The organism is Nonomuraea sp. CA-141351, assembly GCF_050944675.1.
Lineage (GTDB): Bacteria > Actinomycetota > Actinomycetes > Streptosporangiales > Streptosporangiaceae > Nonomuraea.
Map to the genome: position 1 here is coordinate 9,609,889 of NZ_CP191982.1, position 24,339 is coordinate 9,634,227.

Genomic DNA, 24,339 nt, shown 5'->3' on the forward strand with positions numbered 1-24,339 from the left:
GAGACGCATGGCCGGTCCAACGCTGCGCGACGTCGCCAAGCGGGCGAACGTATCGATTCGCACCGTGTCCAATGTGGTCAACGGTTACGCGCCGGTGTCAGACGAGCTGCGTGCCCGGGTGCAGGCCGTGCTGGACGAGCTCGACTACCGTCCCAACCTCATCGCGCGCAATCTCAAGCAGGGGCGTACCGGGATGATCGCCCTGGTGGTGCCCGAGCTGGACGTACCGTACTTCGCCGAGCTGGCCCGCGAGGTGATCACGGCGGCCCGCGCCCACGGCTACGTGGTGATGGTCGACCAGACCGACGGCGACGGTGACCGGGAGCGCGAGCTGCTCGGACGGGACTCGCGGGCCACGATGTTCGACGGGCTGCTGCTCAGCCCGCTGACGATCTCCGCCGAGGAGCTGCGCGGGCGCGGCAACCGGATCCCGATCGTGCTGCTCGGCGAGCACATCTTCAACGGCAGTTTCCACCACGTGGCCATCGACAACGTCGCCGCCGCCCGCGAGGCCACCACCCACCTGCTGGACCTGGGCCGCCGCCGGGTGGCCGCCATCGGCGACCAGCCGTACGCGACCGGCGAGACCGCCCAGTTGCGCACCGCCGGCTACCGCCAGGCGCACGCCCGCGCCGGCCTGGAGGTGGACGAGGAGCTCGTCGTCTCCACCTCGCACTTCCACCGGCGTCTGGGGGCCGAGGCCATGGATCACCTGCTCGCCCTGCCCGAGCCGCCCGACGCGGTGTTCTGCTACAACGACCTGCTCGCCCTGGGCGCGATCAGGGCACTGACCAGGGCCGGCCGCCGCGTCCCCGACGACGTGGCCGTGGTCGGGGTGGACGACATCGAAGAGGGCGAGTACAGCACACCCAGCCTGACCACGATCGCCCCGGACAAGGGCGAGATCGCGCGCAGGGCGGTGACCACGCTGATGGACTCGATCAACGGCTCGCCCGCCGCGCCTTCCGAGATCATCGTGCCGCACCGGCTGATGGTCAGGGAGAGCACCGCGGGCTCGACGGGTTAGCAGGACAGCGGTGACGAGCTGAGTGCCACGTCGTCGTACCAGAGGGTGTCCCGGTCGTTGCCGTAGCTCTCCCAGCCCAGCCGCAGTGTGGCCGGGCGCGGCGCGGTGGTGCGGCGCAGCCACTGGGAGTCGATGTCTTGCGTCGGGGTGCCGTCCACGCGCAGGCCGGCTACCTCCTGGTCGTCCAGGTACGTACGCATCGACTGCTTGGAGGTGTCTACCTCATAGCGGAGACAGACCCAGCGGTTGACGGGAAGCGCGGCGCTGAGCGCGACCCCAGCGGGGCTCTGCTCGGGCAGGGTGGCGTCGTCGGATTCGCGGTTCCACTGCAGGGCGCCGTTCTGGCCGCCGATGCGGAGGTCGCGGTTGCCGTCGTTGGCGTCAGCCATGGTGATCATGCTGACGTGGGTCGCGGGCAGAGCGGTCGTGTGCCGGACCCACATCCTGGCGTAGACCACCGGGCCGACGTGGGAGACGTCGCGGGTGGTGCCGACGAAGAGGTGGTTGCAGTAGCCGCCGCCCCCGTTGACCCGCAGGGACTTGCCGCCGCTGTGCGAGATCGCGGTGTCGATCGCGGCCGTGCCGGTGCCGGCGCAGTTGGGGGCGACGACCTGCCACTCGCCGGACGGGCTGCCTGACTGATCCTCGAATCCCGAGCAGACCGTCGCCCCCGAGCAGCCGGGCGGCACGGTCGGGGTGACCGTCGGGGTGACGGTGGGCGTGACGGTGGGGGTCTGGCTCGGGGTTGTGGTGCCGTTACAGGCCACGTCGTCGAGCGTGAAGTCGGTGGGTGTGGGGTTGGCCGCCGACCAGGTGGCCTGCAGGCCGAACTCGGCGCTGCCACCCGTGGCCAACGCGCCGTTCCACGCCACGTTGGCCGCCGTCACGATCCTGTCGTTCTGCTGCACCTGTGCGTTCCACGCGCTCGTCACCCGCTGGTCCCCCGCATACGTCCACCGCAGCCGCCACGCGCTGATTGCCGTCCCCAAGTTCGTCACCTTCACCTGCGCGGTGAAGCCTCCTTGCCACGAGTTGACGGTGTAGTCCACCTTGCATCCGGTGTCCGCCGAAGCGGGAACGGTCACGGCGATGCCGCCGATCGCCATGGCGAGACAGGCGGCGACGGCGACGGCCCAGAGCCGGGCACGCAGCGCGAGGGGACGGGGCATGACATCGCTCGCCTTCGGGACTCGAGGGGCGCGGCATGGGAGCGCTCCCACGCCGTCTCTTGACGACGATGTTTCGCGGGACCGCACCGAGGTGTCAACGCCGGCCCCTCCCCCGCGCCCATGACCGCGCCTGCCCGACACACCTGACCAGGCAAGCTCACCGCCCGGCCGGCCCTGCCCGCGGCTGAATCTTTCATCGCCGCCGGAAGCCCCCTCGAGCAGACGGAACGCCGTGGCATGTGACTCACATCACTCATCAGTCTTTCGACGACGGCGACGGATTTTCCGGCGCCGGCCGGTCCTTATATGGACCGCACCCATCACCATGACACCGCCGGGAGAAGCCGCGATGCTGCCGGACGCCGAGTTCTCCGCCCTGACTGAGCCGTTCCGGCCGGAACTGCTCGCGCACTGCTACCGGATCCTCGGCTCGATCCACGACGCCGAGGACCTCGTGCAGGAGACCTACCTGCGCGCGTGGCGCGCGTTCGACCGGTTCGAGGGCCGCTCCTCGGTACGGCAGTGGCTGTACAAGATTGCCACCATGGCCTGCCTGACGGCCCTGGAGACGCGCTCGAGACGGCCGCTCCCCTCGGGCCTGGGCGCCCCTTCGGACGATCACCGGGTGCCCGTCGCCGCCGGCGAGCCGTCAGTGCAGTGGCTCCAGCCGGCGCCCGACGCGCTGTTCGGCGCCATCGGCGACCCGGCGACGATCGTGGCAGGGAGGAGCGGGGTGCGGCTGGCCTTCGTTGCCGCGCTCCAGTTCCTGCCCGCCCGGCAGCGGGCCGTGCTGACGTTGCGTGACGTGCTGGCGTTCCGGACGGCCGAGGTCGCCGAGATGCTCGACACGACGGTCGCGGCCGTCGACAGCGCGCTCCGCCGCGCCCGCGCCCACCTGGCCCAGGTCGGACCGGTCGAGGAGGACCTGGCCGAGCCGGACGAGGAAGCCCTGCGCGCCCTTCTGGACGGCTACGTCGACGCGTTCACCCGTGCCGACGCGGCGGCCCTGGTGAGCCTGCTACGGGCCGATGTCGAGCTGGAGATGCCGCCGATCCCGACCTGGTTCACGGGTCAGGGTGCCGTCCTCGAGTTCCTGTCCCACCAGGTCCTACGGCGGGACGGATGGCGGATGACGCCCACCCGGGCCAACGGCCAGCCTGCCTTCGTCATCTACGAACGCCAAGGCGACGGCCGGTACGCGGCGTACGGCGTTCAGGTCCTGACCCTCATCGGGAACCGGATCAGCCGCATCACGGCGTTCATCGACGCGAGCCTGGTGCCGACGTTCGGCCTCGCGCCCGCGCTCGCGCGCTGATGACACGAGCCGGTGAACGGCGGCGGCCGCCGTTCACCGCCACGCCTGGACCAGACGGGCGGCGCTCAGCCACACGTTGAGATTTGCATGTGCCAGGCGCCTGTCTCGGGGACGGTGTGGTCCGATACCTGCCAGTGTCTGCTGCTCCATCACTGCTTGGCTGGTTTCCCGCAGTCCACGCGCTCCTGCCTGAACGGGAACCATGTCAACGACCACGCTCACCCGGCCGCGCTCGCCCCTCATCAACTGGCTCGCGATCGCGTCGCTCATGCTGGGCATCTTCGCCATCGTCACCAGCGAGATCCTGCCCATCGGCCTGCTGACCGCCATCGGCGCCGACTTCGGCATCTCCGACGGCACCACGGGGCTGACCATGGCACTGCCCGGCATCGTCGCCGCGATCGCCGCCCCCGCCGTCACGGTGGCCACCGCCCGCCTGGACCGCCGCGTGATGCTGTGCGTCCTCATGGCGGTGCTCGCCGCCGCCGATGTCCTGGCGGCCGCCGGGAACTCCTACTGGATCATGCTGATCTCCAGGGCGCTCGTCGGCCTCACCATCGGCGGCTTCTGGTCGATCGGGGCCGGGCTGGCGGGCCGCCTGGTGCCACCGGCGGCCGTCGGCACCGCCACCGCTGTGATCTTCTCCGCCGTGCCGCTGGGCTCCGTGCTCGGTGTACCGGCCGGAACCTTCATCGGGCACGTTGCCGGCTGGCGGATCGCCTTCCTCGTCCTGGCCGCGCTGGCCATCCTGGTCCTGGCGGCGCTGCTGGTGCTGCTGCCGCCATTGCCCGCCCACCAGGTCACCAGCCCTCGCGTCCTGCTCGACCTGCTTCGCAACCGAGGCGCCAAAATCGCCCTGCTGACCACTTTCCTCATCGTCCTGGCCCACTTCGGCACCTACACCTACGTCACCGCCTTCCTCGAGCACGTCACCGGCCTGCATTCCAAGGCCGTCAGCGTCGTCCTGCTGGCTTATGGCATCGCCGGAATCGCCGGTAACTTCCTCGCCGGCAAGGCCGCCGCCGTAAGCCTGCGGCACACCTTCGCGGCCTGCGGCTGCCTGATCGCGGCGACTACCCTGCTACTGCCCTTGATCGGCACCACGCCCGTCGGCGCCGTGGTGCTGCTCGTACTCTGGGGCCTGGCCTATGGCGGCGTGCCCGTCTGCTCGCAAGCCTCCTTCATCAACTCCGCCCCCGACACGCCCGAAGGCGCCACGGTCGTCTTCACCTCCTCGTTCCAGGCGACCTTCGCCCTCGGCGCGTTCCTCGGCGGCCGCGTCGTCGACGCCTTCTCGGTCTCCACCGTGATGATCTGCGGTGGGCTGAGCGCCTTCCTCATGGCGGCGTCCCTATGGTCGCTCAACAGATCCGGCTGACCCCGCGCCCTGTGCTCACCACTGGCCGGCCCGGGCTTCGCGGTCTCCCGGCCGAGAGGCGGCCGGCGATCGGAGGGACTCAGCGGACGATCCGGCCGCGGTGGATGACGCGCGCCGGCGTCTGCAGGACGGCCAGATCGGAGCGCGGGTCCGCATCGTAGGCGACCAGGTCGGCGGGAGCGTCGTGGCCGAGCCCGGGGAAGCCGAGGAAGGACCGCGCCGTCCATGACGCCGCGCCGATCGCCGCCGCGGCGGGCATAGGGGAGGCCGCCAGGTGCCGCACCTCACCGGCCACCCGTCCGTGCGGAAGCTCGGGCGTCCCGTAGCTGTCGGTCCCGGCCAGCACTGTCACGCCGGCCTCGTACGCGGCCGCCACCAGCGGTTCAAGACGGTCATGGGCCGCCCGGAACCACTCACGGAACCGGTCGGAGCCCGAGGAACGGGCGACCTGCTCGAAGGTCTCCCAGACGGTGAACGTGGGCACCAGGGCCGTCCCCTGGCGGGCCATCCGGTCCAGCAGCGCCGTGTCGAGGCCCAGGCCATGCTCGAGGCTGTCCACCACGGCCTCGACCGCAGCCCGCGCACCCGCCGCCGTCTGGGCGTGCACGGCGACCCGGCCGCCCATGGCGTGCACCCGCCGGGTCAGCTCGGCGAGCACGCCGGCCGGGAGCGGCGGCGCCTCGAGCCCCTCCTCGCCGACCACCCAGTCCGCGTAGACCTTGCACCAGCCACCGGACGCGCGCGCCTCCTCGACCGCCGCGTCCGCCAACTCCGCCTCGCCGACATGCCGCGCCCACCCGTCGTAGAACATGCCGGGCAGGCCCAGCCAGCGACCAGCGGAAACGACGCGCGGCTGGTCCGGCTCTGTGCCGAACCACGCGGGGAGCCGGTCGGCCGAACCAGGTACGCGCAGGAGAGTCACGCCGGCCGCCAGGTGGTCACGTCCGTGCTGCCGGAGCAGCGCCGGGTCGAGCCGGTCGCCCGGACGCAGGGCGCCGGGGTGCGTGTGCGCGTCGACGAGCCCTGGCAGCAGCCAGCCGCCGTCCACAACCGTGGTGGCGCCAGGCAGCGGCTCGCACGTCAGCCTGCCGTCAGCGATCCAGAACTCGGCCCACTCCTCCGAGGGCAGCGCGACACCTCGCACGTGCAGCCGCTCCCGGTGGCGGCCCTTGCCCGCGCGGCTCGTCTCGTTCGCCATGCCCATGCTCTCGTACGGGAAGTTCCCCGGCGGTGACGGAGGAACCCGCCATGGGCAAATGCGCCACCGGCGAGCGAACGCTATCCCTTGCGGGCGATGCCGCCGTACATGAGCCGCTGGCCCACGGTCAGCTCCGTCGGCACCGGCCCGTCCGGCCGCCACAGCGGCAGCGGCACCACGCCCGGCTCCAGCAGCTCGAAGCCGTCGAAGAACGCGGTGATCTCCTCCGGAGTCCGGAACCGCCCGGTGCCGAGCAGCGCCAGGTACTTCTTCTCCGCGTCCCGGGCCTCCGGGCTGGAGTCGCAGAAGTGCGTGATGAACAGGTGGCTGCCCGGCGGCACCGCCGCCATGTACGCCTCGACGATCCCCTTGGGGTCTTCGTCGTCGTGCAGGTGGTGCAGGATGCCGACCAGCATCACACCCACCGGCCGGTCGAAGTCGATGTGCTTGCGAACCTCCGGGTCGGCGAGGATCGCCGCCGGGTCGCGCAGGTCGGAGGTGACGACCGCGGTGTTCTCGTTCTCCGCCATCAGCGCCCGTCCATGGGCCAGCACCATCGGGTCGTTGTCGACGTACACCACCTTCGCCTGCGGGTTCGCCCGCTGCGCCACGTGGTGCGTGTTCTCAACGGTCGGCAGACCCGAGCCGAGGTCGATGAACTGGGTGACACCCTCGGCGCACATGAACCGGACACCTCGGCCGAGTATCTGCCGGTTGTAGGTCGCCACGTCGTAGATCTCGGGGACGACCTTCACGATCTCGGCGACGAAGGCACGGTCGACCTCGAAGTTGTCCTTCCCGTTCAGGACAACGTCATAAGCCCTGGCGATGCTGGGCCTGGTCGTGTCGATGCTGGTCTTCCATGCGTCAAAGTCATTCCCCACCGGACGGTCCTTTCTCGCGGCTCCGGCCTTCCAGGTACCGATGATCATAGGGCCCAGGAGGAGGCGAAATGCGACTTTCCGCCGTTCGTGCAAGGGACTCGGGACGTCCTCCTATCACCCCCGCCGCTGCTCCAGACGCCGATCACTTGTGGCCCTTGCCGTGCCCCTTTCCCGGAGACAGGGACCGGTGCCCGTGTTTGCCGGGCCAGGTCTTGGCGGCCTTCTTGGCCTGCCCGGGCGGCAGGGGCACCACGCCGGTCCCCGTACCACCACCGGCGGGCCGCTGATCCCGATGCCGGGCGGCAGGAGTGGACGAGATGGCCACGGGTCGGTTCTGCAGGTTGTCCACGGGCGCTGACGAGGCCGAGGGGGTGGAGGGTGCGGTGGGCGTGCCGGCCTGAGGCCGCGGATCGGCGGAAGGTTGATCGCTCTGCTCAGCCGACCAGGCAGCCAGCACGCCGATGACCAGCGCGGTCACGGCCACCGCGTGCCGGGCGTAGCCGGCCAGGCGCCGGCGTGCCGCCTGCCCGGCGAAGCCGGGATCGTGCGGAGGGCGGCGCGCGGAGGCCGCGAGGGCGGGACGTCCATCGGACTCGGAGGGTGCCGGGCGTGTCGGCGATGCGGCGGGCGTGGGGACTGGTGGCGGCAGAGCGGATGCGGTGGTGGCCGGCGGGAGCGCTACAGCGCCGGTCTGCGGGAGCTGCTCAGGATGCTGGACACTGATGCGGCGGAGCCGGCGGCGGGCCTCCTCGATGCCGGTGCGGCGGTCGGGGTCTTTGCGCAACAGGCCGGCGATGAGTGGGGCCAGCGATCCGGCGCGTTGGAAGGGAGCGGGGTCGGTGGTGAGCACGGCGCTGATGGTGGCCTCGGGGGTGACCTGCTCGAATGGGGTACGGCCTTCGACGGCGGTGTAGAGGGTGACGCCCAGCGACCACAGGTCGGTCTGCGGGGTGGACGGGCCGCCGCGGGCGCGTTCGGGGGCGATGTAGGCCGGGGTGCCGACCACCATGCCCGTCTGGGTGAGTTCAGCGTCCTTGCGCAGGCTGGCGGCCAGCCCGAAGTCGGTCAGCACGGCGTGCCGGCCGTCGGCGTCGAGCAGGATGTTGGCGGGTTTGACATCGCGGTGCACGATCCCGGCCGCGTGCGCCGCCTGCAGCGCTTCCAGCACCTGCAGCCCGATCCTCGCCACGGCGCCGGGCGGCAGCGGCCCCTGATCCGCCACCACGTCGGCCAGGGTGGGGGCGGGAACGAGTTGCAGGACGATCCATGGTCGTTCGTCGGCCACCACCACGTCGTAGACGGCGGCGATGTTCGGGTGGCTGAGGCGGGCGGCCAGCCGCGCCTCGCGCATCGTCCGCCCGAGCAGCGCTTCGCGTTCGGGCCGGGGCCGCTGATCGAGAGTGACCTCCTTGACCGCGACCGGGCGCTCCAGCAACTCGTCGTGGGCCTGCCAGACCCGGCCCATGCCGCCCCGGCCGAGTTCGGTCAGGAGGCGGTAGCGGCCGGCCAGTAACCGGCCCTCATAGCGAGATGCGGACATAGCGCCCGGCCTACCCGATCGACGTCTGCCTATGCATTCGACCTCCGGCGATGCGTTCGCCAGGCGGGAGCCACCTGTGGATCACGGCGACCTTGTCCCGGGGTGTGCGCCGTTTCGGTTGAGTTGGCGCTCGGCACGTTGTATCTCAGGTATCGGTGTTCCTGATTTCGCGCCGATGCTCTCCGGGCCGTCCCCAGCGGGGCCGACCATCTCCGAGAGACCACGGCCGAACATGCTCGGCGGTGGGGACCGCGAAAGGAGTCTGCTGTGATCCAGCTCGACGACATCCGCCGTATCGCGACCGCGCTGCCCGAGGTGGAGGAGGTGACCCACTTCCGGCTGCCCAGCTTCAAGGTCAGCGGCAAGCCGTTCGCCGGCATGGAGAAGGGGGACGCGACCGCCGTGTTCTCCGTCAGCCAACAGGAGGCGGCGACGGCCGTCGCCGCCGACCCCGGCACCTACGCGGAGGTCTGGCGCACCGCCTCCACGAAGATCTGGGTCGGTCTGCGGGTCGATCTCGCCAAGGTCTCACAGGAGCGCATTCAGGAACTTGTCGAGCACGCCTGGCGGAACAAGGCTCCCAAACGAGTGGTGGCCGCCTACGACGCACTGGCCAGGCCGAACGACGATCAGTGAGACGACGGACACCGCCGGCTCCGTCCCGATGGCGGCCTACGCGTTCGCCCGGCTGATGAGGGCCCCGGTGCGGCGGGCGGCCCGCCGCACCAGAGGCATCCTCAGCGGGCGCAGGTCGTCAGGCCGGGCCGCCAGCGGCACGCGATGGCGGCGAAACCGCCGTCGGCCCGCGCCTCCACCGCCAGCGTGTCGCCGCCCCGCACCACCTGCGCCTCGCGAACGAGACCGTCGGCGCCGTCCCGCGTCACTTCGACCAGCCACCGCCCCGGCAGGAAGCTCGTCGGTACCTGGAGCGTGCGGGCCGCCCCGGAGACACCGGCGCCGATGAACCAGCGATCGCCGCTGCGCCGGGCCATCACCGTGTGGTCGGCGGGCCTCCCGGACAGCAGCCGCGTCTCGTCCCACACAGTGGGCACCTGGTCGAGGAATCGCTCGGCCTCGGGCCGCGCGCGGTAGGCGTCCAGCGACCCGGCCAGGTTCTCCAGCCCCGACTCGAACACCACCGACAGCGCCAGCTCGTGCGCGTCGGACGTGGGCCTGCCGGACCGCTGGAAGGCCATCGGCGTGTAGTCCATCGAGCCGATCTCATTCCTGGTGTACGGGAGGGCCGCCAGGTGGCTGGTGGTCAGGTTCGACGACTTCTCCGCGCCGTGCACCCCTTCCATGGTCATCACGTGGGGCCACGTCCGGTTGATCCCCTTGGGCACGGTCGAGCCGTGGAAGTTGACCATGAGGTGGTTGTCGGCCAGGTCCCGCAGCGTCTCGTCGTACCACTGCAGCCGCTCCTGCGCCTCGGAGTCGATGAAGTCGAGCTTGACGCCCTTGACACCCCACTGGCGCAGCAGCCCGAAGCGCTCGACGCGCTTGTCGTGGGTGTCGAAGTCGGAGAAGCGCAACCACGCCATGATGCCGACCCCGCGAGCCCGGCCGTACTCGACGAGCTGCGGCAACCAGGTGAATTCGGCTGTACGGTCCGTCCAGGCCCGCTCGCCGGTGACCGGATCGTCGTACCAGCCGGCGTCGACCAGCACGTACGGCCAGCGGTGCTGCGAGGCGTAGTCGACGAACTCCTTCTGACGCTCCAGGCTCTGCTGCACGCTCCGGCCGCCGGCCAGCCAGCTCCACAGCACCTTGCCCGGCTTGATCCACGAGGTGTCGGCGAGCCGCGAGCCGGGTGCGAGGTCGTCGACGAGGGTGGATTCGGTGACGGTCGCGAGGTCGCCCGTGACCATGACCCGCCAGGGCGTGGTGAGGCCGTCGGCGTAGGGGACCCGTGCGTCCCAGAGGGCGATCCGGTACGTGTCCTGGTCGCGTACCAGGCGGGGGCCGGTGTAGGAGCCGTTCAACGCCGACTCGGCCAGCAGGAGGTAGTTCTGGCCGACCCCGAACAGGGCGGGCATCTGGTACTCGCCCGACGGGACGTCGGCGTACTGGACGAACGGGTTCTCGTAGTCGCGGCGGTGCGCGGCGAGCCAGGCGGTGGACCCGCCCGGGACGTCGAACCCCGAGGCCTCACCGAGGACGGCGCCGGCGCCGGGCAGCTCGTAGTGGTAGGCGACGCCGTCGCGGGCGGCCCTCACGATCAGATCGAGCTCGGCGTCGCCGCGGGCGAAGCGGAAGCGGGTCTCGTTCATCACGGACATGCGCTGGAGGCGCTTGCCCGCCGTGGTGGTGTACCTCTCGACGACCGCGCGGCTGGATCGACCGCTCAGGCGCAGGCCGGTGGTGAGGTCGGCCTGCTCCGTGGTGACGCCGAGCGGGCTGGGGTCGAGCACCGTCGCTCCCGCCCGCGACACGGCCACGGACGGGCGGCCCCGCTCGTCGAGGTGCACGGTGGCGACGGGCCCGCCCGCGGGCCCGGCGACGGTCCAGGTGTCGGCAGAGGGGGTGGGAGTTGTGAGCAGTCCGGCGAGCAACGCGCCACTCAGTAGCCAGTTCAACGGGTGCCTCCCAAAGGCTCGGGATGCACCCTAATTAACTTCGTCAAGAATTGAATGGCAACCCCTGTCTACTGCTCTCCCTGGGACAGGTGGGTCTTGGCGTCGTCGTAGGAGGTGTCACCCGTCGCCTCGGCGGGCCGGTAGACCAGGTACAGCACACCCGTCGTGAACGTCTCGGACTTGATCAGCTCCAGAGGGATGGTGTTCTCCCCCTCGTCGAACAGGCGCTCGCCCTTGCGGACAGCGATCGGGTGCACCAGCAGGTGCAGCTCGTCCAGCAGTCCCGCGGCCAGCAGCTGGCGGACCACTGAGACCGAGCCGCTCACAGCGATGCGGCCACCCTGCTCCTTCTTCAACGCGGTCACGGCCTCGACCAGGTCACCCTGGAGCAGCTCCGAGCCCCGCCAGGTGAACTCCAGGGGCTGGCGCGACACGACGATCTTCCGTGCGTCGCCGAGCGTCTTTGCGAAGCCGGCGTCCTCGCCGCCCTCGGCCTCCCGCTCCGGCCACGCTCCGGCGAAGCTGTCGTAGGTCTTGCGCCCCAGGAGCAGGGTGTCGGCCATCTGGCTGCCCACGGCCGCGCCCATCTCGTCGTTGAAGTACGGGAAATGCCACTCCGCCGGCTCCTCAACGACCCCGTCGAGTGAGATGAACAGGCTTGCGGCGATCGTCCTCATGATGGTCCTCCAGGAAGGGGCGGGGCGCCCGGCCCAGCCGTTCTGATGTGCCTGTAGCCTCGCGGAACATCCTTACGGAACGCTTAAGGTCTCCTTTGGGACGGGCGGCGACGATTGCAGAGGCGGCAGGCGTGCCGCTGGGCGAGCCGCGCAGGCGGACGCGCTCTTGGATGCCAAGCGATACCGCCATCAACCACAAATGATCCACATTTTCTGCCATTCGCGTTGACAACAGCCTTACTCCGGCCGATGCTTTCCTCGCCTGCACGCCCATTTTTTGACCATCACGCCCAATATTTGGGCATCTTGGAGAAGTCCACGCCGTGTTCGCGATTCATCGCCTGAAACCCGAGTTCGGACGCGCCGCAGCCGTTTCAGGGCGCCCCATGGAGGTCGGCGCGGGACCGGGAGCCTCCGACGACAGGGACATTACGCAATGCCGTAGTGGCACGCTGACCTGCCATTTATCGTCAATCGCAGCGAGCGTGCCATGAATGTCGTCACCGACCTCACGAGCCGGCTGCTCTCCCGCTGGTGCGATCTGCCCCGCTCGCCGATCGCGTCATCCATCGCCCGCCGCTGGGTCTCGGCGATGCTCGCCTCCTGGGACGCACCTCTCTCCCCCGCTGATGAGGCGACGATCGCCGAGCTGACCAGCGAGCTGGTCACGAACGCAGTCCAGCACGCGGTCCCGCCCTCTCACGGATCCTCCGACATCAGGATCAACGTACGAGTGGGGGGTTCCACGATCTGGCTGGCGGTCTGCGACCATGATCCGACCCTCCCCACGCGGCGGGCCCCCGACTTCCTGGCCGAAAGCGGCCGCGGGCTGTTCCTGGTGGAGGCGCAGGCCGACCAGTGGGGCGCTGTCCAGCACGAAAACGGCAAGTACGTCTGGTTCAGCCTGGAATGCCTCGACGGCACCCCATGGGCTGGTGAACAGACGCCGACCGCCACGGCATCCGGCGCCACGAACGCTAAGGAGAATCCGTCATGTCCCCCGTCGTCCTTCCCCACGACGTCCTCGGTTCCGGGCCGCACCGTGTAATCGCGTTGCACGGCTGGTTCGGAGACCGCGGCTCCTTCAGGAAGATCCAGCCCTACCTGAACGGCGAGGCCTTCACCTACGCCTTCCCCGACTACCGGGGGTACGGCGAGGCTCGCGATCTCACCGGTGAGTTCACCCTCGCTGAGATCGCCGGCGATGTGATCGCGCTCGCCGACGAGCTGGGGTGGGAGACCTTCTCCCTGGTCGGTCACTCGATGGGCGGGACGGCGATGCAGCGGGTGATGCTGGACGCGCCCGGCCGGGTCCGCAAGCTCGTCGGCATCTCTCCGGTGCCGGCCTCCGGCGTGCCGTTCGACGACGAGGGCTGGGCGCTGTTCGCCGGCTCCGCCGAGGAGCCCGCCAACCGCCGCGCGATCATCGACCTCACCACCGGCAACCGGCTTCCTGGCCCGTGGCTCGATGAGATGGTGGACAACTCGCTGCGGAACTCCACGGTGACCGCGTTCCGGGCCTACTTGGACGCCTGGGCCCGCACCGCCTTCCACACCGAGGTGGCCGGCGCCACCACGCCAGTGCTCGTCATCGCCGGCGAACACGACCCCGCGCTCTCCGCCGATGTCATGCGGGGCACGTGGCTGCAGTGGTACCCGAACGCCGAACTGCTGACATTCGCAGACGCCGGCCACTACGCGATGGACGAGACACCGTTGGCCCTGGTTTCCGCCATCGAACGTTTCCTGTCCGTCTGACGATCTGCTGGAGGGGTTGCCCGTGATCGACATGAGTACGACGGCCAACGTGTTCGACCCGCGTATCTACGCGGAGGGCATCCCGCACGAGACGTACCGCCGGCTGCGTGATCACGACCCCGTGCGCTGGCAGGAGGAGCACAAGGTCGGTGACTGGCCTGCTGGCCCCGGGTTCTGGGCGGTGACCCGCCACGCGGATGTCGTACGCGTCCTGCGCACGCCGACCGAGTTCAGCTCCTGGCTCGGCGCCACCCAGATCCGCGACCCGGACCCCGCCGACCTGTCGTTCATCCGGCGGATGATGCTCAACCTCGATCCGCCGGACCACGGCCGGCTCCGGCGGATCGTCTCCGGCGTGTTCACCGCCAGGCGCATCGAGCGCTTCACCCCCGGCGTGGCGGCACGGGCACGACTGCTCATCGACGAGATCGCCGAGCGAGGCGAGTGCGACCTGCCGGCGGACGTGACCGACGACTACCCGATCCACAACCTCGCAGATCTCCTCGGCATCCCGCCCGCGGATCGCGGCCAGATCCTGGAGTGGACCAACCGCGTGATCGGCTACCAGGATCCCGACCACGCGACCGCCGTCCGCGGGCCGGACGGCAAGCCGGTCAACCCACGATCCCCGGCCATGCTCACCGACATGTTCGAGTACGCCCACTCACTCGCCGCCTACAAACGCCGCAATCCGGCAGACGACGTCATGACCGCGCTCGCCACGGCCGAAGTGGACGGGCAGCGTCTTACCGATCCCGAACTGTCGATGTTCTTCTTTCTCCTGATCATCGCGGGCAACGACACTGTGCGTTCAGCACTACCGGGCGGGCTGCTCGCCCTGCTCGACCATCCCGGCCAGCATCGTCGTCTGCTCGACCACCCCGAACTCCTCGACTCGGCCATCGAGGAGATGCTGCGCTGGCATCCCCCCGTCCTCAGCTTCCGCCGCACCGCCGTACACGACACGGTCCTGGCCGAGCGGCGCATCGCCGCAGGCGACAAGGTCGTCGTCTTCCACGGTGCCGCCAACTTCGACGAGCGGCGCTTCCCCGACCCGGCGCGTTTCGACATCGCCCGCCGGCCCAATGACCACGTCTCGTTCGGGGACGGCCCGCACGTGTGCGTCGGCTCCCGTTTCGCCCGGCTGCAACTCCGCGCGTTCTACCGCGAACTGCTCTGGCGGCTGCCGGACGTCCAGCTCGCCGGACCGCCTGTCCGGCTGGTGTCGAACTTCATCGGCGGCATCAAGCACCTGCCCCTGCGCTACACCCCCGTACCTCCCCTGGGCACCGAATGACCACTGACGAGCAGGGCCCGGCCGCCTCCACGGCGGGCTCCAAGACGATCGACACCGGCCTGCGGCTCCTGGAGATCCTCAAGGACCATCCGGACGGGTTGACCATCACCGAGCTCGCCCAGCTTGCCGGGATCCATCGCAACGCCGTCTCCCGCCATCTGGTCGCACTCGGCAACCACCGGCTGGCCGCCCGGATCGGCACCCGCTTCACCCTCGGCCTCGGCATCGTCGAGCTGAACGCCGCCGTCCAGCACAGGCTCCGCAGCGCGGCCTCCGCCGCGCTCCAGATGCTGGCCGACGCCTGCAACGCCACCGCTTTCATCACCGTGCTCGACATCGACGAGGGCCAGGCGGTCGTGCTCGCCGTGGCAGAGCCGCGCGTCTCACAGATCCACGTCAGCTACCGCCCCGGCACCCGGCATCCCGCGAACCGCGGCGCCTCAGGGATCGCCATCCTGGCCGGCCGCCCGCCCCTCCCCGGGGAGCGCCCGGCGATAACGCAGGCCCGCACCACCGGATACTCGGTCACCGCAGGTGAGCTGCAGCCCGGGGCATGGGGTATCGCCGCCCCGATCATCGCGGCAGGGCGCCCGGCCGATGCCAGCGTGGGCGTGGTGACCATCGGGGTGCGGGACGAGAACGAGATCGCCCCACTCGTACTCAGCGCCGCGACCGAGATCGCGCGGCTCCTCTAGTGCTGTCACCCCGAAGTCGAAGGGACCCCGCCTGAGGCAGTGCTCTCTGGAGGGGGAACCTCGTCAACCCCTTGACCCACTTCGACTACAGGTGAACCTCCATCAGGGGCGGCCACCGAGCGCGGGCCATTCCCGAGGGCGCCTCCTTCCCTCTGAAAGGCGAGAACCTTGTCCAGACAGAGCGCTGCGCGTGGCGCGTGGCGCGTGTGACCGGAGGCGATCGCCTGCCGGAAGACTCTCTCGGCAGCTTCCAGCTCCCCCTGGTTGGCGAGCACTATCCCCAGATTCACGGCGGCATGAGGTGCTTTGTCTGGATGGCCTGAAGCGATCACCCGTCGAAAGGCTTCGCCGGCAGCGCTCAGCTCCCCTGATTGGGCGAGCAGGGCCCCCAGATTCAGTTCGGCCACAGGTGCATGCTCGGGGTGGTATGAGCGGATCGCCTGCCAGTAGGCATCTTGAGCGGCGTCCAGATCTCCATGCTCTTCGAACATTTTTCCACAAACGAGTGCAGCAAGCGGTCCGGTGTCGGGATGACGCGAGTGGATCACTTGGTGGAAGGCATCCGCAGCAGCTTCGATTTTCCCTTGTCTGGAAAGCATTATCCCTAGCTGAAGGGTAGCCATTGATACACGATCGGGGTTCCGCGAGCGGGTTGCTTGCCGGAAGGCATCCGCAGCGGCTTCCGCATCCCCCTGCTCAGCAAGCAGAATACCCAGATAGCCTGCGGAGACGGATGCCTCTTCAAGGTGAAGTGATGTAGCCGCTTTGCGCCCTGCTGTGATGGCGTGCCTTCGATCCCCGCGGTTCTCGGCTGCATACATAATTTTGCGAGCATCGGACGGGTTGACGATCGAAATGAGTTCAGTCCAGAGGTCCGTGTGGATGGGTCGGGCGGCTTGGCCGAAGAGAGCTCCTTCATCGGCGGAGACGATGTGGTCAAGAACCTTCCATCCTGCCTCACCGTTGCCGATGTCGGCGGTGAGCAGAGCGACCTGGGAGGAGACCGGGACGGTTGCCCAGGTGCGGAGGCCATGTTGGAAGGCGTCCGAAGTGGCGGGCACGCCTGCCCGTATCGCTGGTAGATAGAGAGCGAACAGCCGTAAGAGCTCAGCGTCGGTAACAGGACGGGAGAGTCCCGCACGGCGGCAATCGACCGCTGCTTGGACGATGGCGTAGCCGGCTGGATTGTCATCGGGCCCGGCCTTGTATTTGGCGAAGAGCTCGGTCGCACCGACGAGGGTTTCAGCGATGCTGCCTCGGAAGGTCTCCCCAGGGTAGAGGGCTTCAGCATGCTCACGCTCGGCATCGGTGGGCGGGCGGAAGACCAGTTCGTGGCCTTGGCCGTCCCGGTGCGTGCGGCTCAGTGCTGTTCGGGCGATGCGCGTGATGTCGGTACCGGACTTAAGGATCTGACCGCGCCTTCCGGCGGTCATGGTCGCGACCAGTACGGCCTGGCAAGCGACTGCATCCAGCACAGCAGGCGTCAGGGCTTCGAGGTCGGCGACGGTGATGTCGTCGAGGTAGACCACGGTCGGCCCCTCACCGAAAGAGAGAGTGTCCTCGGAGAGAGCGAGTTCCGCGAGAGCAGTTCCGCTGGCAGGCAACAAGACGGTGGTGTGCTCGGCGAACACCGCCCGGATGGCTTCGGCGGTCGTACGCGACTTACCCGCTTTGGTGTTCCCCCACACCAACACGAACGGATAGGGCGGGCCGGACGCGCTGAGGGCGTTACGGATTTGCGTGTCGTCAGGCTCGCGCGGGACATAGGGGTCGCGCCCGCTGTTGGTGTACTGGGTGGGAGTGACTCCGAAATCAGTGGCCGAGAGCTGACCGAGTCGGGGAAGCTCGCCGGCACTTCCTCGCAAGACCCGGGTAGTGACGTACCGCTGCTTGTCATCGAGCTCCTCCGCCGTCTGGTTCTTCCGCTCGATGCGCGCCCCGATCACGGGGAGAACGATGGAAAGGACGGCGAGGAGGAGCACGATCCCGATACAAGCGGTGATCACCGAGTCGGACTGACCGGGCAACTGCATCAGCATGGTGGTGACCGCGAGGAGCGCACCCTGGGTGGTGGTTGCGGCGGTAATCCAGATCGTCAGGTGTCGCCGTGCCCATACGGCCAATCCCGTGGCTGTCGAGCGTCGAGTATCCCCGCGGTACACCACCGCCTCCGCCCCCCATTGCCTTTGCCGTCATTTTCGGCAACTGGATCAGGAATCGTCCCGGAAGGGATAGAACAGATACTGATCTGCAATATGGGTCCGAGTGACCACGTGGCCGCCCCTGCGAACGCGTGCTTCGCCGCGCCCTCCGAACCCTGACCAGCCGCAACCACTCACCAACGCATACCGGTCGGTGAACTCCTTCGACGGAGCCGTCCCCTGTTCGAGCAGACCCTCAACAAAGGTGGTCAACACCATCCAACCGCAGCACTGCACGAGGTGCCGTATGCAACTCGTCGACCGACCCAACCAGCGAGGCAGGAGCGTCAAGGACGCACTCGCGAGGCGAACGGCCTGACGTCGATACGGCCGGTGTCACAGACTGTCGCCCTGAACGGGATCTCCAGGTGCGCCGTCTCGTCCGGAGGAATGATCATCAGTCGTGCCGACACCGGGCATCGTCCCTCGGATCCGGTCTCCACCATCACCCAGTGCAGCCGGGCATAAGCGGAGGCTTTCGGCTTCAGCACCACCCGGTCAGGCCGGACGCTTTCCCTGCGCACCCGGGTACGCAGCGCGTCGCCGTTGCCATCGAACATGACCAGTCCAGGGAAGCCGTACACCCAGCAGGTCTGGGCGGAGGTGTTGGTCAGCACCAGCGGCGCGTACACGTTCCCCGCCCCCGGATCCTCCCGCCCGAGGTGCGCCGTGAGGGCGTCGGTACGGCACCGCTTGGCCGCCGCCCCTTCTCCGCGTGTGGAGAGGCCGGCGTTCGTGGCCATCGCTCCCTGTGCCCCGACCGCGGTGACCGCCCGCGCGGCGGCGCCGCCGGATGCGAAGAGGCCGGACGCGACCGAGGTCAGCAGTACGCCCGTGATCATCGCCGATCCGGCACGCTTGAATCGCTTCATGCTCCGTTGGATGCGCCCTGTGCCCGTTTTGTTGGGTCCTAGCTTCGGATTTCGGTTTGATCGCGGAGAGTGATCTTCATTTGGCTACTCTCCGTCATGGGGCACTGACCGCGTACACGTCGCGCCGCCGCAACATCCCGCCACCCGTCACTTGAAGCGCGCCGGTGGCTGGGCGTCTGGGGTGCCGCTTCCCCTCTCTATGATCATCACCCGGCCAAGCAGGCAGAACAAGACTGTTTCTTCGTCTGTGCCGTCGCCAAGCTGTAACCGTGAACGCCATGAGTAGCGAGGTCTGGGATCCGTTCGGCACGTTGCACGGCGCCCTATGGATCGGAGGTGGCCAATGGGCCGGAAAATCCACCGTCGCCAGACTGCTGGCCACCCGGTACGGGCTGACCGCCTACCACTACGACTACCACGACGCGCGTGCGCACAATGACCGTCGAATCGCCCGCCGAGCGCGGCTCGGCGAGCCCATCTCCGACCCTGACCCGGACACCGTCTGGGTGAACACCAGCCCTCAGGAGATGGCCGACGAGATCCTGGCCGGCTTTCCCACGCGGTTCGAGTGGACGTTGGACGACCTGCGCGCCCTGGTATCGGGGCGACCCATCATCGCCGAAGGCTGGGGACTGCGTCCCGAACTGGTAGCTCCCATCATCGACTCACCCCGTCGAATGATCGTCATGCTGCCGAGCGAAGAATTTCGCCGGCGCCAGCTCCGCGAACTGCCCCGTGCCGCCACCATCGATCACCCGGTCAGCGACCCCGATCGAGCACAACGCAACCGACTCGCCCGAGACCGCCTCGTCGCCGACGAGGCCGCCCGCTCCGCTCGCCGCCTGGGCATCCGAGTCCTAGAAGTCGATGGGTCCGACGATGCGGAGGCCGTGGCAGACATCGTGGCCGACCACTTCGGCTGCCGCCTCGTCCCGTCGAACAGGTAGGCGTGCTTCGGGGTGAACGCCCAGGCCTCGTCCCTGCCCACGGCTACGGCCTCGGTGGCGCCGCGTAGTCCCAGGAAGCGCCACCGGTGCCCATCGTAGCGGAGCAACCCGTCGTTGCCACCCTCGTAGTCCTGCGCGACGACCCACACGTTGTCGGGCCCTGAGGCGTCGACCTTCACCAAGTCGAGCCAAGCGCCCTTCTTCGGCAGAATCCGACGCCGCCACGAGATTCCGTCCCAGCGCACGAGAACGGAGTAGTGCCCATCGGTTCCGTATTCGTTCTCGCCCACCGCCCACGCGTGGCGGGCGTCCGTGGCTGCGATGTCGTCGAAGGACGTGCCGTGGTCGAGATCGAGCCACGGATGGGACGGCTCGGTGTAGACCACCTGCCACGACAGCAGCAGCGATAGCGACAACGCGATCATGGTTCATGCTGACTGGGGCCCGCGTGTATTCGCGGGCGTTGCGCCAGCGGACGTGAACCCGTCCGGCGTTGATGGAGGCTCCTGCGGTTGGAAAGGATGGAGCAGATCTAAAGAACCAGCCCTTAGGCGCCCGCGCCGGACCCTTGTGGCGGCCAGTTGGGGGCGGGGTCCTCGGCGAGCAGCGGCCGGAGGGCGCCGAGAACCGCGCCGATGCAGACATCGCGCAACTGGGTGCGAGAACAGGACGCATGGGTGAGCCAGTCGACGCAGAGGACCTGGACAAAAAACAGCCAGCTCTTCAGGACGCCGGACACAGCTTCGCGGGCGCTCTCGTCCGCGAGTGGGAGTACGGTCAGCAGCCGCACACGGAGCGCGTCCAGCTCGTTCGTCATGATCGTCTGGATCACCGGGTCACCCGCGAGGACCCGGTTCGCGGCGAGGACGGCGTTGCGGTTCGCCACGAAGTAGTCGAGATGGACGTCCATACCCTGGATGAGCTGCTCCACCAGGGAGTCAGCGGGGTCGAGTCGCGTCTCGGCAAGCAGTTGGTCCGCCGCCTGCTGGTAGACGGCTGCGAAGAGGGCATGCTTGCTGGGGAAGTGGCGGTAGAGCAGGGCTCGGGAGACGCCGGCCTTTTCGGCGACCTCCTCCATCAACACGTCGGCGTACGGGTGCGCGGCGAAGAGCCGTGCGCCGACGGCGAGGAGTTGGGCGCGGCGGTCGGCAGGGGTGAGTCGCTGGCGGGGAGGCGCTTTCGCCGAATGATGAACGGGCAAGCAGGCCCTGCCCGACTGAGCGCACCGAGGTGTGCGCTCAGTCGGGCAGGGCCGCCGCGGCCGCGGTGAAGGCCGCGTGGGCGTCGGGGAGGGGTTCGCCGTGACCGACGCAGGCCAGCTGTACGTCGATCCCGGCGAGCCTGCGGAAAGAGCAGAGCAGGTCTGCGCGGTCCAGGTTGAACACCCCGGGCATGACCTGCCCGTTGACGTGCGCGACCGTGTCTCCGGTGAAGAGCACTCCGGACCGCGGCAGGTGAACCGCGATGCTGCCGTCGGTGTGCCCCGGAGTGTGGATCACCCGCGCGCCACCGCCGAAATCAATCGTGTCGCCGTCCTCCAACTCGCGGTCCACGCGGCACGGGGGCGCGGCGGGCAGCAGGTGTGCTCCTAGGTTGCGGTGCAGGATGCGCTCCTCGTCGGTGAAACAGGGCGGAGGAGCGGGCTTGTCACCGCGGATGACCGGCGCTTCCAGCTTGTGGGCCAGTACGGTGACGTCTCCCCAACCGCTGATCTCGGCGGCTCCACCGCAGTGGTCCTCATGGAAATGGGTGAGGACGACGTGCTTGACGTCGCTCTTGCGATGGCCCAGTTGCTCGATCGCGGTCGCGATGTCCTTGCCAGAGGTGGCGACGCCGGTGTCGACAAGCGTGAGCGCGCCCGCGTCGTTCCAAAGGTACGCCTGGCCGAACCCCAGCAGGATCAGGTGCAACTCAGGACGGATTTCCACGATCTTCATCTCTTGCCCCCTTCGGTGAGACCAGCAAACTCGCAGGCGGCCGGTGGTGTCCAACATCGATCTGCGGCGGATTGACAACCAGCGGTTTTTAATCCACCCTCGAGACGTGGAGGCGGACATCGAGGGCCTGCGCGCGTTCGTCGTCACCGCGGAGGAGCTGCACTTCGGCCGGGCCGGCGCGAGGCTGTTCATCAGCCAGCAGGCGCTGTCGAAGCGGATTCGGCGATTGGAAGAGGCGCTGACGGTGCCGCTGTTCGAGCGGACGACCCGTGCCGTGGAGCTGACCGAGGCGGGTGAGCGGTTGCTGCCCCGCGCACGTGAGGCGGTCTCCGCGTTCGACCGGGCGATCCAGGCGGTCCGCTCGGCGAACGAGCCGTTGCGGGTGGACGTGTACGACGAGCGATTCACGCCGCTGCGGATCGTGCGTCAGGCGAGTGAGCGCGACTCTCGCGTACGGATCGAGCTGAGCATGCGGCAGGGGTTGTCCGTGGCGCTGCCGGCCCTGCGGCGGCAGGAGCTCGACGCCGCGTTCGGGCGCGTACACGACACACCGGCACCCTGGCCCGCCGAGCTGGCGTACCGGCTCGTGCATCTGGAGCCGCTGCACGCGTTTGTGCCCGAGGATCACCGCCTGGCCGCCAGGGACGTGCTGCGACCGGCCGACCTGCGCGAGGCGGGCATCGCGATGCCCGACCCGGCGGGCGCGGCGGAGTGGCGTGGTTATCTCGTACGGCTGGCTGACCGGTTCGGCGTGCCGTTGCGCTTCAACGCTCCGGCCATCGGCCAACGGCATCTCGTGGAGCAGTTCCTGGCGGAGAAGAGCGCGGTGGGACTGGGCGAGATGAGCATCGACCCGGCCGGGAGCGGCCTGCGCCGCATCCCGATCGTCGAGCCGACGCCGCTGATGCCCTGGTCGATCGTCTGGCGTCGGCACAATCCCCGGCCACTGCTGCGGACGCTCCTGCGGCAGCTGCGGCCGCGCCCGCTTCCCGCCCCCTCCGACCCTGGGACATGGGTCCCCGAGATCGACCGGACCCCTTTGGGCTCCGGCAGCTGAAACCATCGATCATCATTCGCCCTGCCTGCACACGTGATGCGCGCGAGTGCGGCCTCGTTCGGATACCGCTCGGGCGGTTCTCAAGGACTGGGCTGTCTTGCGCCTCCAGCCTGAACGCGGCGGGTCGCTGAAAGCCGGGGGCGGGGCGCGAGCGGCAGGCTGGCCTGACCAGGCAAGCTGCTGTGACACAAAGGGGAGCACCTTCATTGGCACTACCACAAGCTCGGCCTGGTCAAGGAGCCGGAACGCGACAGCTCCGGCTACCGGCGGTACGGATCGGCCGATCTGTTGCGGCTGGTGCAGGTCCGGACGCTGGCCGCCGCCGGGGTGCCGCTGGCCGAGGTCGCGCCCATGCTCGACGCCGACACCGCGCTGTTCGCCGCCGCGCTGTTCGCCGCCGCGCTCACCGACGTCGAACGGCAGCTCACCGAACGGATCGAGGAGCTGATCGCGCGGCGTGACACGCTGCACCGGCTCGCTGACGGCGACCGGGCCCGGCTGCCCGACCGCGCTGTGGCGCTGCTGGAGCGGTTGTCCGGCCTCAGATTCCCCGCGGACGAGGTGGCGGCCACCAGGGAGGGCTGGGTGCTGGCCAGGGCCCTGGTCCCAGAGGGCTTCGACGACTACCTCACCCATGTCGAGCACGCCCTCGAAGACACCCGGTTCGTCGCCTTGATCAAGCGCGGCGCCGAAGCCGCGGCCTGGGAACCGGACGACCCGCGCATCGCCGAGCTCGCCACCGCCATTGCCGACCACTTCCTCGCCAACCCCGAACAGCTGAAGATCGTGACCGGCCTGCAAGCCCGCACCGACGCCGCGACCCGGTACAGGCTGATCGCCCTCCACGGCGAAGAGCAGGGATCGGCCGCGGCCCGGGGGTCGCGCTCGTCGAGCCGTCTGCTGCGCTGACTCGGCGAGCGTCGGGTCCAAGAGGCGCTCGACGCTGTGGACCGGGCGGCGCTGGAGCGGCTGTGCGACCGGCTGCCCGAGCTGCTGCCGGTCAGGCCCGCGTGCCTGACGCACGGCGACCTGTGGGCGCAGAACGTCATGGCCACCCCCGACGGGCGGCCCATGCTGATCGACCCGGCCGTGTCGTACACGTGGGCCGAGGTCGACCTGGCCCACCTGTGGACGACCGCGCCGCCGCCCGAGGCGCATGTGTTCTTCGAGCTGTACGCCGAGCTGACCGGGCTCGACCCCGACTGGCGCGAACGGATGCCGATCCTCCAGCTACGCCAACACCTGGCCGTGATCGCCCAGTTCGACCCCGACTGGGGCGCCGCCGACCTCGTGCGCGCCACGCTCGCCCCGTTCCGGCAGCGGCCCTGAGCTCAGCTCAGAAGATACCGCCTTCGGACCGCTGTGGAGGCAGCCATGGCCTTGGGCTGCCACCGGCGCCGGATCGGCGACCGGCTCGTCTTCGACAAACTGCTGCCGGTCCTCCGGTTCGGGTGCTCCCACGAGGCGACCGCGGATTCCACCTGCTCGGCCACGACCAAGAGAGATAGGGCCGTCGAACCCGACGGGAATGAGCATGTTCCAGTCGAACACCGCATCGACGTCCTCCTGGCTCAACTGCCGCTCACACAGGGCGCCAAAGTCATCCATAGACCAGATCAGCTTCTCTTCAAACACTCGCCCAACGGCACGTGGCTCGGGCATGAACGGCGCCAAGCCACGATCGGCGAGCGCCAAGTCCAGTGCTGATCCCAGCTTGAGGAACCGCTCACTGTTCCACGTCTCGAACGTGACTTCGCTGAGGTAAACACCCACACGCCGGACCCAAACCTGCTGCACGCGAAGCGTTGCGG

20 protein-coding genes and 3 pseudogenes are annotated in these 24,339 nt (G+C 69.1%); 13 read left to right on the plus strand and 10 right to left on the minus strand.

All coding sequences use genetic code 11. From position 1 onward, the window contains the following. Positions 1 to 7 precede the first annotated feature (7 nt). On the plus strand, positions 8 to 1,027 hold the full coding sequence (locus ACQPWU_RS45090; RefSeq protein ID WP_433431885.1) for a LacI family DNA-binding transcriptional regulator: 1,020 nt from the start codon (positions 8 to 10) through the stop codon (positions 1,025 to 1,027). On the opposite strand, the gene ACQPWU_RS45095 is transcribed toward ACQPWU_RS45090, so the two are convergent. Further along, positions 1,024 to 2,196 (minus strand): cellulose binding domain-containing protein, encoded by a 1,173-nt coding sequence (locus tag ACQPWU_RS45095; RefSeq protein ID WP_433431887.1) that lies wholly within the window; start codon positions 2,194 to 2,196, stop codon positions 1,024 to 1,026. The genes ACQPWU_RS45090 and ACQPWU_RS45095 overlap by 4 nt on opposite strands. Before the next feature lie 349 nt (positions 2,197 to 2,545). On the opposite strand from ACQPWU_RS45095, the gene ACQPWU_RS45100 reads away from it, so the two are divergent. Continuing rightward, a complete protein-coding gene (locus ACQPWU_RS45100; RefSeq protein WP_433431889.1) occupies positions 2,546 to 3,511 on the plus strand; it encodes a sigma-70 family RNA polymerase sigma factor in 966 nt (321 codons plus the stop codon). Positions 3,512 to 3,713: 202 nt separating this feature from the next. Beyond that, positions 3,714 to 4,889 (plus strand): MFS transporter, encoded by a 1,176-nt coding sequence (locus tag ACQPWU_RS45105; protein WP_433431891.1) that lies wholly within the window; start codon positions 3,714 to 3,716, stop codon positions 4,887 to 4,889. Between the two features lie 79 nt (positions 4,890 to 4,968). On the opposite strand, the gene ACQPWU_RS45110 is transcribed toward ACQPWU_RS45105, so the two are convergent. The 3 genes from ACQPWU_RS45110 to ACQPWU_RS45120 form a co-directional block, all read right to left on the minus strand. Further along, on the minus strand, positions 4,969 to 6,087 hold the full coding sequence (locus ACQPWU_RS45110) for an amidohydrolase family protein (protein WP_433431893.1): 1,119 nt from the start codon (positions 6,085 to 6,087) through the stop codon (positions 4,969 to 4,971). 80 nt (positions 6,088 to 6,167) lie between these two features. Beyond that, complete coding sequence (locus tag ACQPWU_RS45115; RefSeq protein WP_433431895.1) at positions 6,168 to 6,971, minus strand: SAM-dependent methyltransferase; 804 nt, start codon at positions 6,969 to 6,971, stop codon at positions 6,168 to 6,170. Between the two features lie 142 nt (positions 6,972 to 7,113). Next, the gene (locus tag ACQPWU_RS45120; RefSeq protein WP_433431897.1) at positions 7,114 to 8,511 is read right to left on the minus strand and encodes a protein kinase domain-containing protein; all 1,398 of its coding nucleotides are present in this window, start codon (positions 8,509 to 8,511) and stop codon (positions 7,114 to 7,116) included. Positions 8,512 to 8,778: 267 nt separating this feature from the next. Here ACQPWU_RS45120 and ACQPWU_RS45125 point away from each other — a divergent pair, with 267 nt between their 5' ends. Further along, positions 8,779 to 9,147 carry an MmcQ/YjbR family DNA-binding protein gene (locus ACQPWU_RS45125; RefSeq protein ID WP_433431898.1) on the plus strand — a complete coding sequence of 123 codons (369 nt, stop codon included), beginning with the start codon at positions 8,779 to 8,781 and terminating at the stop codon, positions 9,145 to 9,147. Positions 9,148 to 9,248: 101 nt separating this feature from the next. On the opposite strand, the gene ACQPWU_RS45130 is transcribed toward ACQPWU_RS45125, so the two are convergent. Continuing rightward, positions 9,249 to 11,087: a glycoside hydrolase family 97 catalytic domain-containing protein gene (locus tag ACQPWU_RS45130; RefSeq protein WP_433431899.1), complete on the minus strand. Its 1,839-nt coding sequence runs from the start codon at positions 11,085 to 11,087 to the stop codon at positions 9,249 to 9,251. Between the two features lie 68 nt (positions 11,088 to 11,155). Beyond that, entirely contained in the window at positions 11,156 to 11,764 is a 609-nt protein-coding gene (locus tag ACQPWU_RS45135) for a dihydrofolate reductase family protein (RefSeq protein WP_433431901.1), read from the minus strand. A 490-nt stretch (positions 11,765 to 12,254) separates the two neighbouring features. Between ACQPWU_RS45135 and ACQPWU_RS45140 the strand changes: the two genes are divergently transcribed. Genes ACQPWU_RS45140 through ACQPWU_RS45155 form a run of 4 tightly spaced genes read left to right on the plus strand, consistent with a single transcriptional unit; the run spans position 12,255 to position 15,514 of the window. Further along, entirely contained in the window at positions 12,255 to 12,812 is a 558-nt protein-coding gene (locus ACQPWU_RS45140) for an ATP-binding protein (RefSeq protein WP_433431903.1), read from the plus strand. Further along, positions 12,758 to 13,522, plus strand: a complete 765-nt coding sequence (locus ACQPWU_RS45145) for an alpha/beta fold hydrolase (protein ID WP_433431905.1) — start codon at positions 12,758 to 12,760, stop codon at positions 13,520 to 13,522. The genes ACQPWU_RS45140 and ACQPWU_RS45145 overlap by 55 nt, the downstream gene beginning before the upstream one ends. A 31-nt stretch (positions 13,523 to 13,553) precedes the next feature. Beyond that, positions 13,554 to 14,819, plus strand: a complete 1,266-nt coding sequence (locus tag ACQPWU_RS45150; RefSeq protein ID WP_433445446.1) for a cytochrome P450 — start codon at positions 13,554 to 13,556, stop codon at positions 14,817 to 14,819. After that, positions 14,816 to 15,514: an IclR family transcriptional regulator gene (locus tag ACQPWU_RS45155; protein WP_433431907.1), complete on the plus strand. Its 699-nt coding sequence runs from the start codon at positions 14,816 to 14,818 to the stop codon at positions 15,512 to 15,514. Before ACQPWU_RS45150 ends, ACQPWU_RS45155 begins: the two co-directional genes overlap by 4 nt. 5 nt (positions 15,515 to 15,519) lie before the next feature. Here the strand turns inward: ACQPWU_RS45155 and ACQPWU_RS45160 are convergent, their stop codons facing one another. Beyond that, positions 15,520 to 17,637 (minus strand): tetratricopeptide repeat protein, encoded by a 2,118-nt coding sequence (locus ACQPWU_RS45160; RefSeq protein ID WP_433431909.1) that lies wholly within the window; start codon positions 17,635 to 17,637, stop codon positions 15,520 to 15,522. 365 nt (positions 17,638 to 18,002) lie between these two features. Next, positions 18,003 to 18,587 carry a DUF4232 domain-containing protein gene (locus ACQPWU_RS45165; protein ID WP_433431911.1) on the minus strand — a complete coding sequence of 195 codons (585 nt, stop codon included), beginning with the start codon at positions 18,585 to 18,587 and terminating at the stop codon, positions 18,003 to 18,005. Between the two features lie 278 nt (positions 18,588 to 18,865). On the opposite strand from ACQPWU_RS45165, the gene ACQPWU_RS45170 reads away from it, so the two are divergent. After that, positions 18,866 to 19,534, plus strand: a complete 669-nt coding sequence (locus ACQPWU_RS45170) for a hypothetical protein (protein WP_433431913.1) — start codon at positions 18,866 to 18,868, stop codon at positions 19,532 to 19,534. A 547-nt stretch (positions 19,535 to 20,081) separates the two neighbouring features. Here the strand turns inward: ACQPWU_RS45170 and ACQPWU_RS45175 are convergent. Next, a complete protein-coding gene (locus ACQPWU_RS45175; RefSeq protein ID WP_433431916.1) occupies positions 20,082 to 20,735 on the minus strand; it encodes a TetR/AcrR family transcriptional regulator in 654 nt (217 codons plus the stop codon). A 37-nt stretch (positions 20,736 to 20,772) separates the two neighbouring features. Further along, positions 20,773 to 21,471 carry an MBL fold metallo-hydrolase gene (locus ACQPWU_RS45180; protein WP_433431918.1) on the minus strand — a complete coding sequence of 233 codons (699 nt, stop codon included), beginning with the start codon at positions 21,469 to 21,471 and terminating at the stop codon, positions 20,773 to 20,775. A gap of 106 nt (positions 21,472 to 21,577) precedes the next feature. Between ACQPWU_RS45180 and ACQPWU_RS45185 the strand changes: the two genes are divergently transcribed. The 4 genes and pseudogenes from ACQPWU_RS45185 to ACQPWU_RS45200 all read left to right on the plus strand — a co-directional run. After that, positions 21,578 to 22,528, plus strand: coding sequence for a LysR family transcriptional regulator (locus ACQPWU_RS45185; RefSeq protein ID WP_433431920.1), 951 nt, complete (start codon positions 21,578 to 21,580; stop codon positions 22,526 to 22,528). A gap of 222 nt (positions 22,529 to 22,750) precedes the next feature. After that, positions 22,751 to 23,437, plus strand: a pseudogene (locus ACQPWU_RS45190) (MerR family transcriptional regulator); the annotation flags it as partial. Positions 23,438 to 23,458: 21 nt separating this feature from the next. Next, a pseudogene (locus tag ACQPWU_RS45195) lies at positions 23,459 to 23,857 on the plus strand (fructosamine kinase family protein); the annotation flags it as partial. A gap of 51 nt (positions 23,858 to 23,908) precedes the next feature. Further along, positions 23,909 to 24,046: pseudogene (locus tag ACQPWU_RS45200) on the plus strand (IS5/IS1182 family transposase); the annotation flags it as partial. Positions 24,047 to 24,339 lie beyond the last annotated feature (293 nt).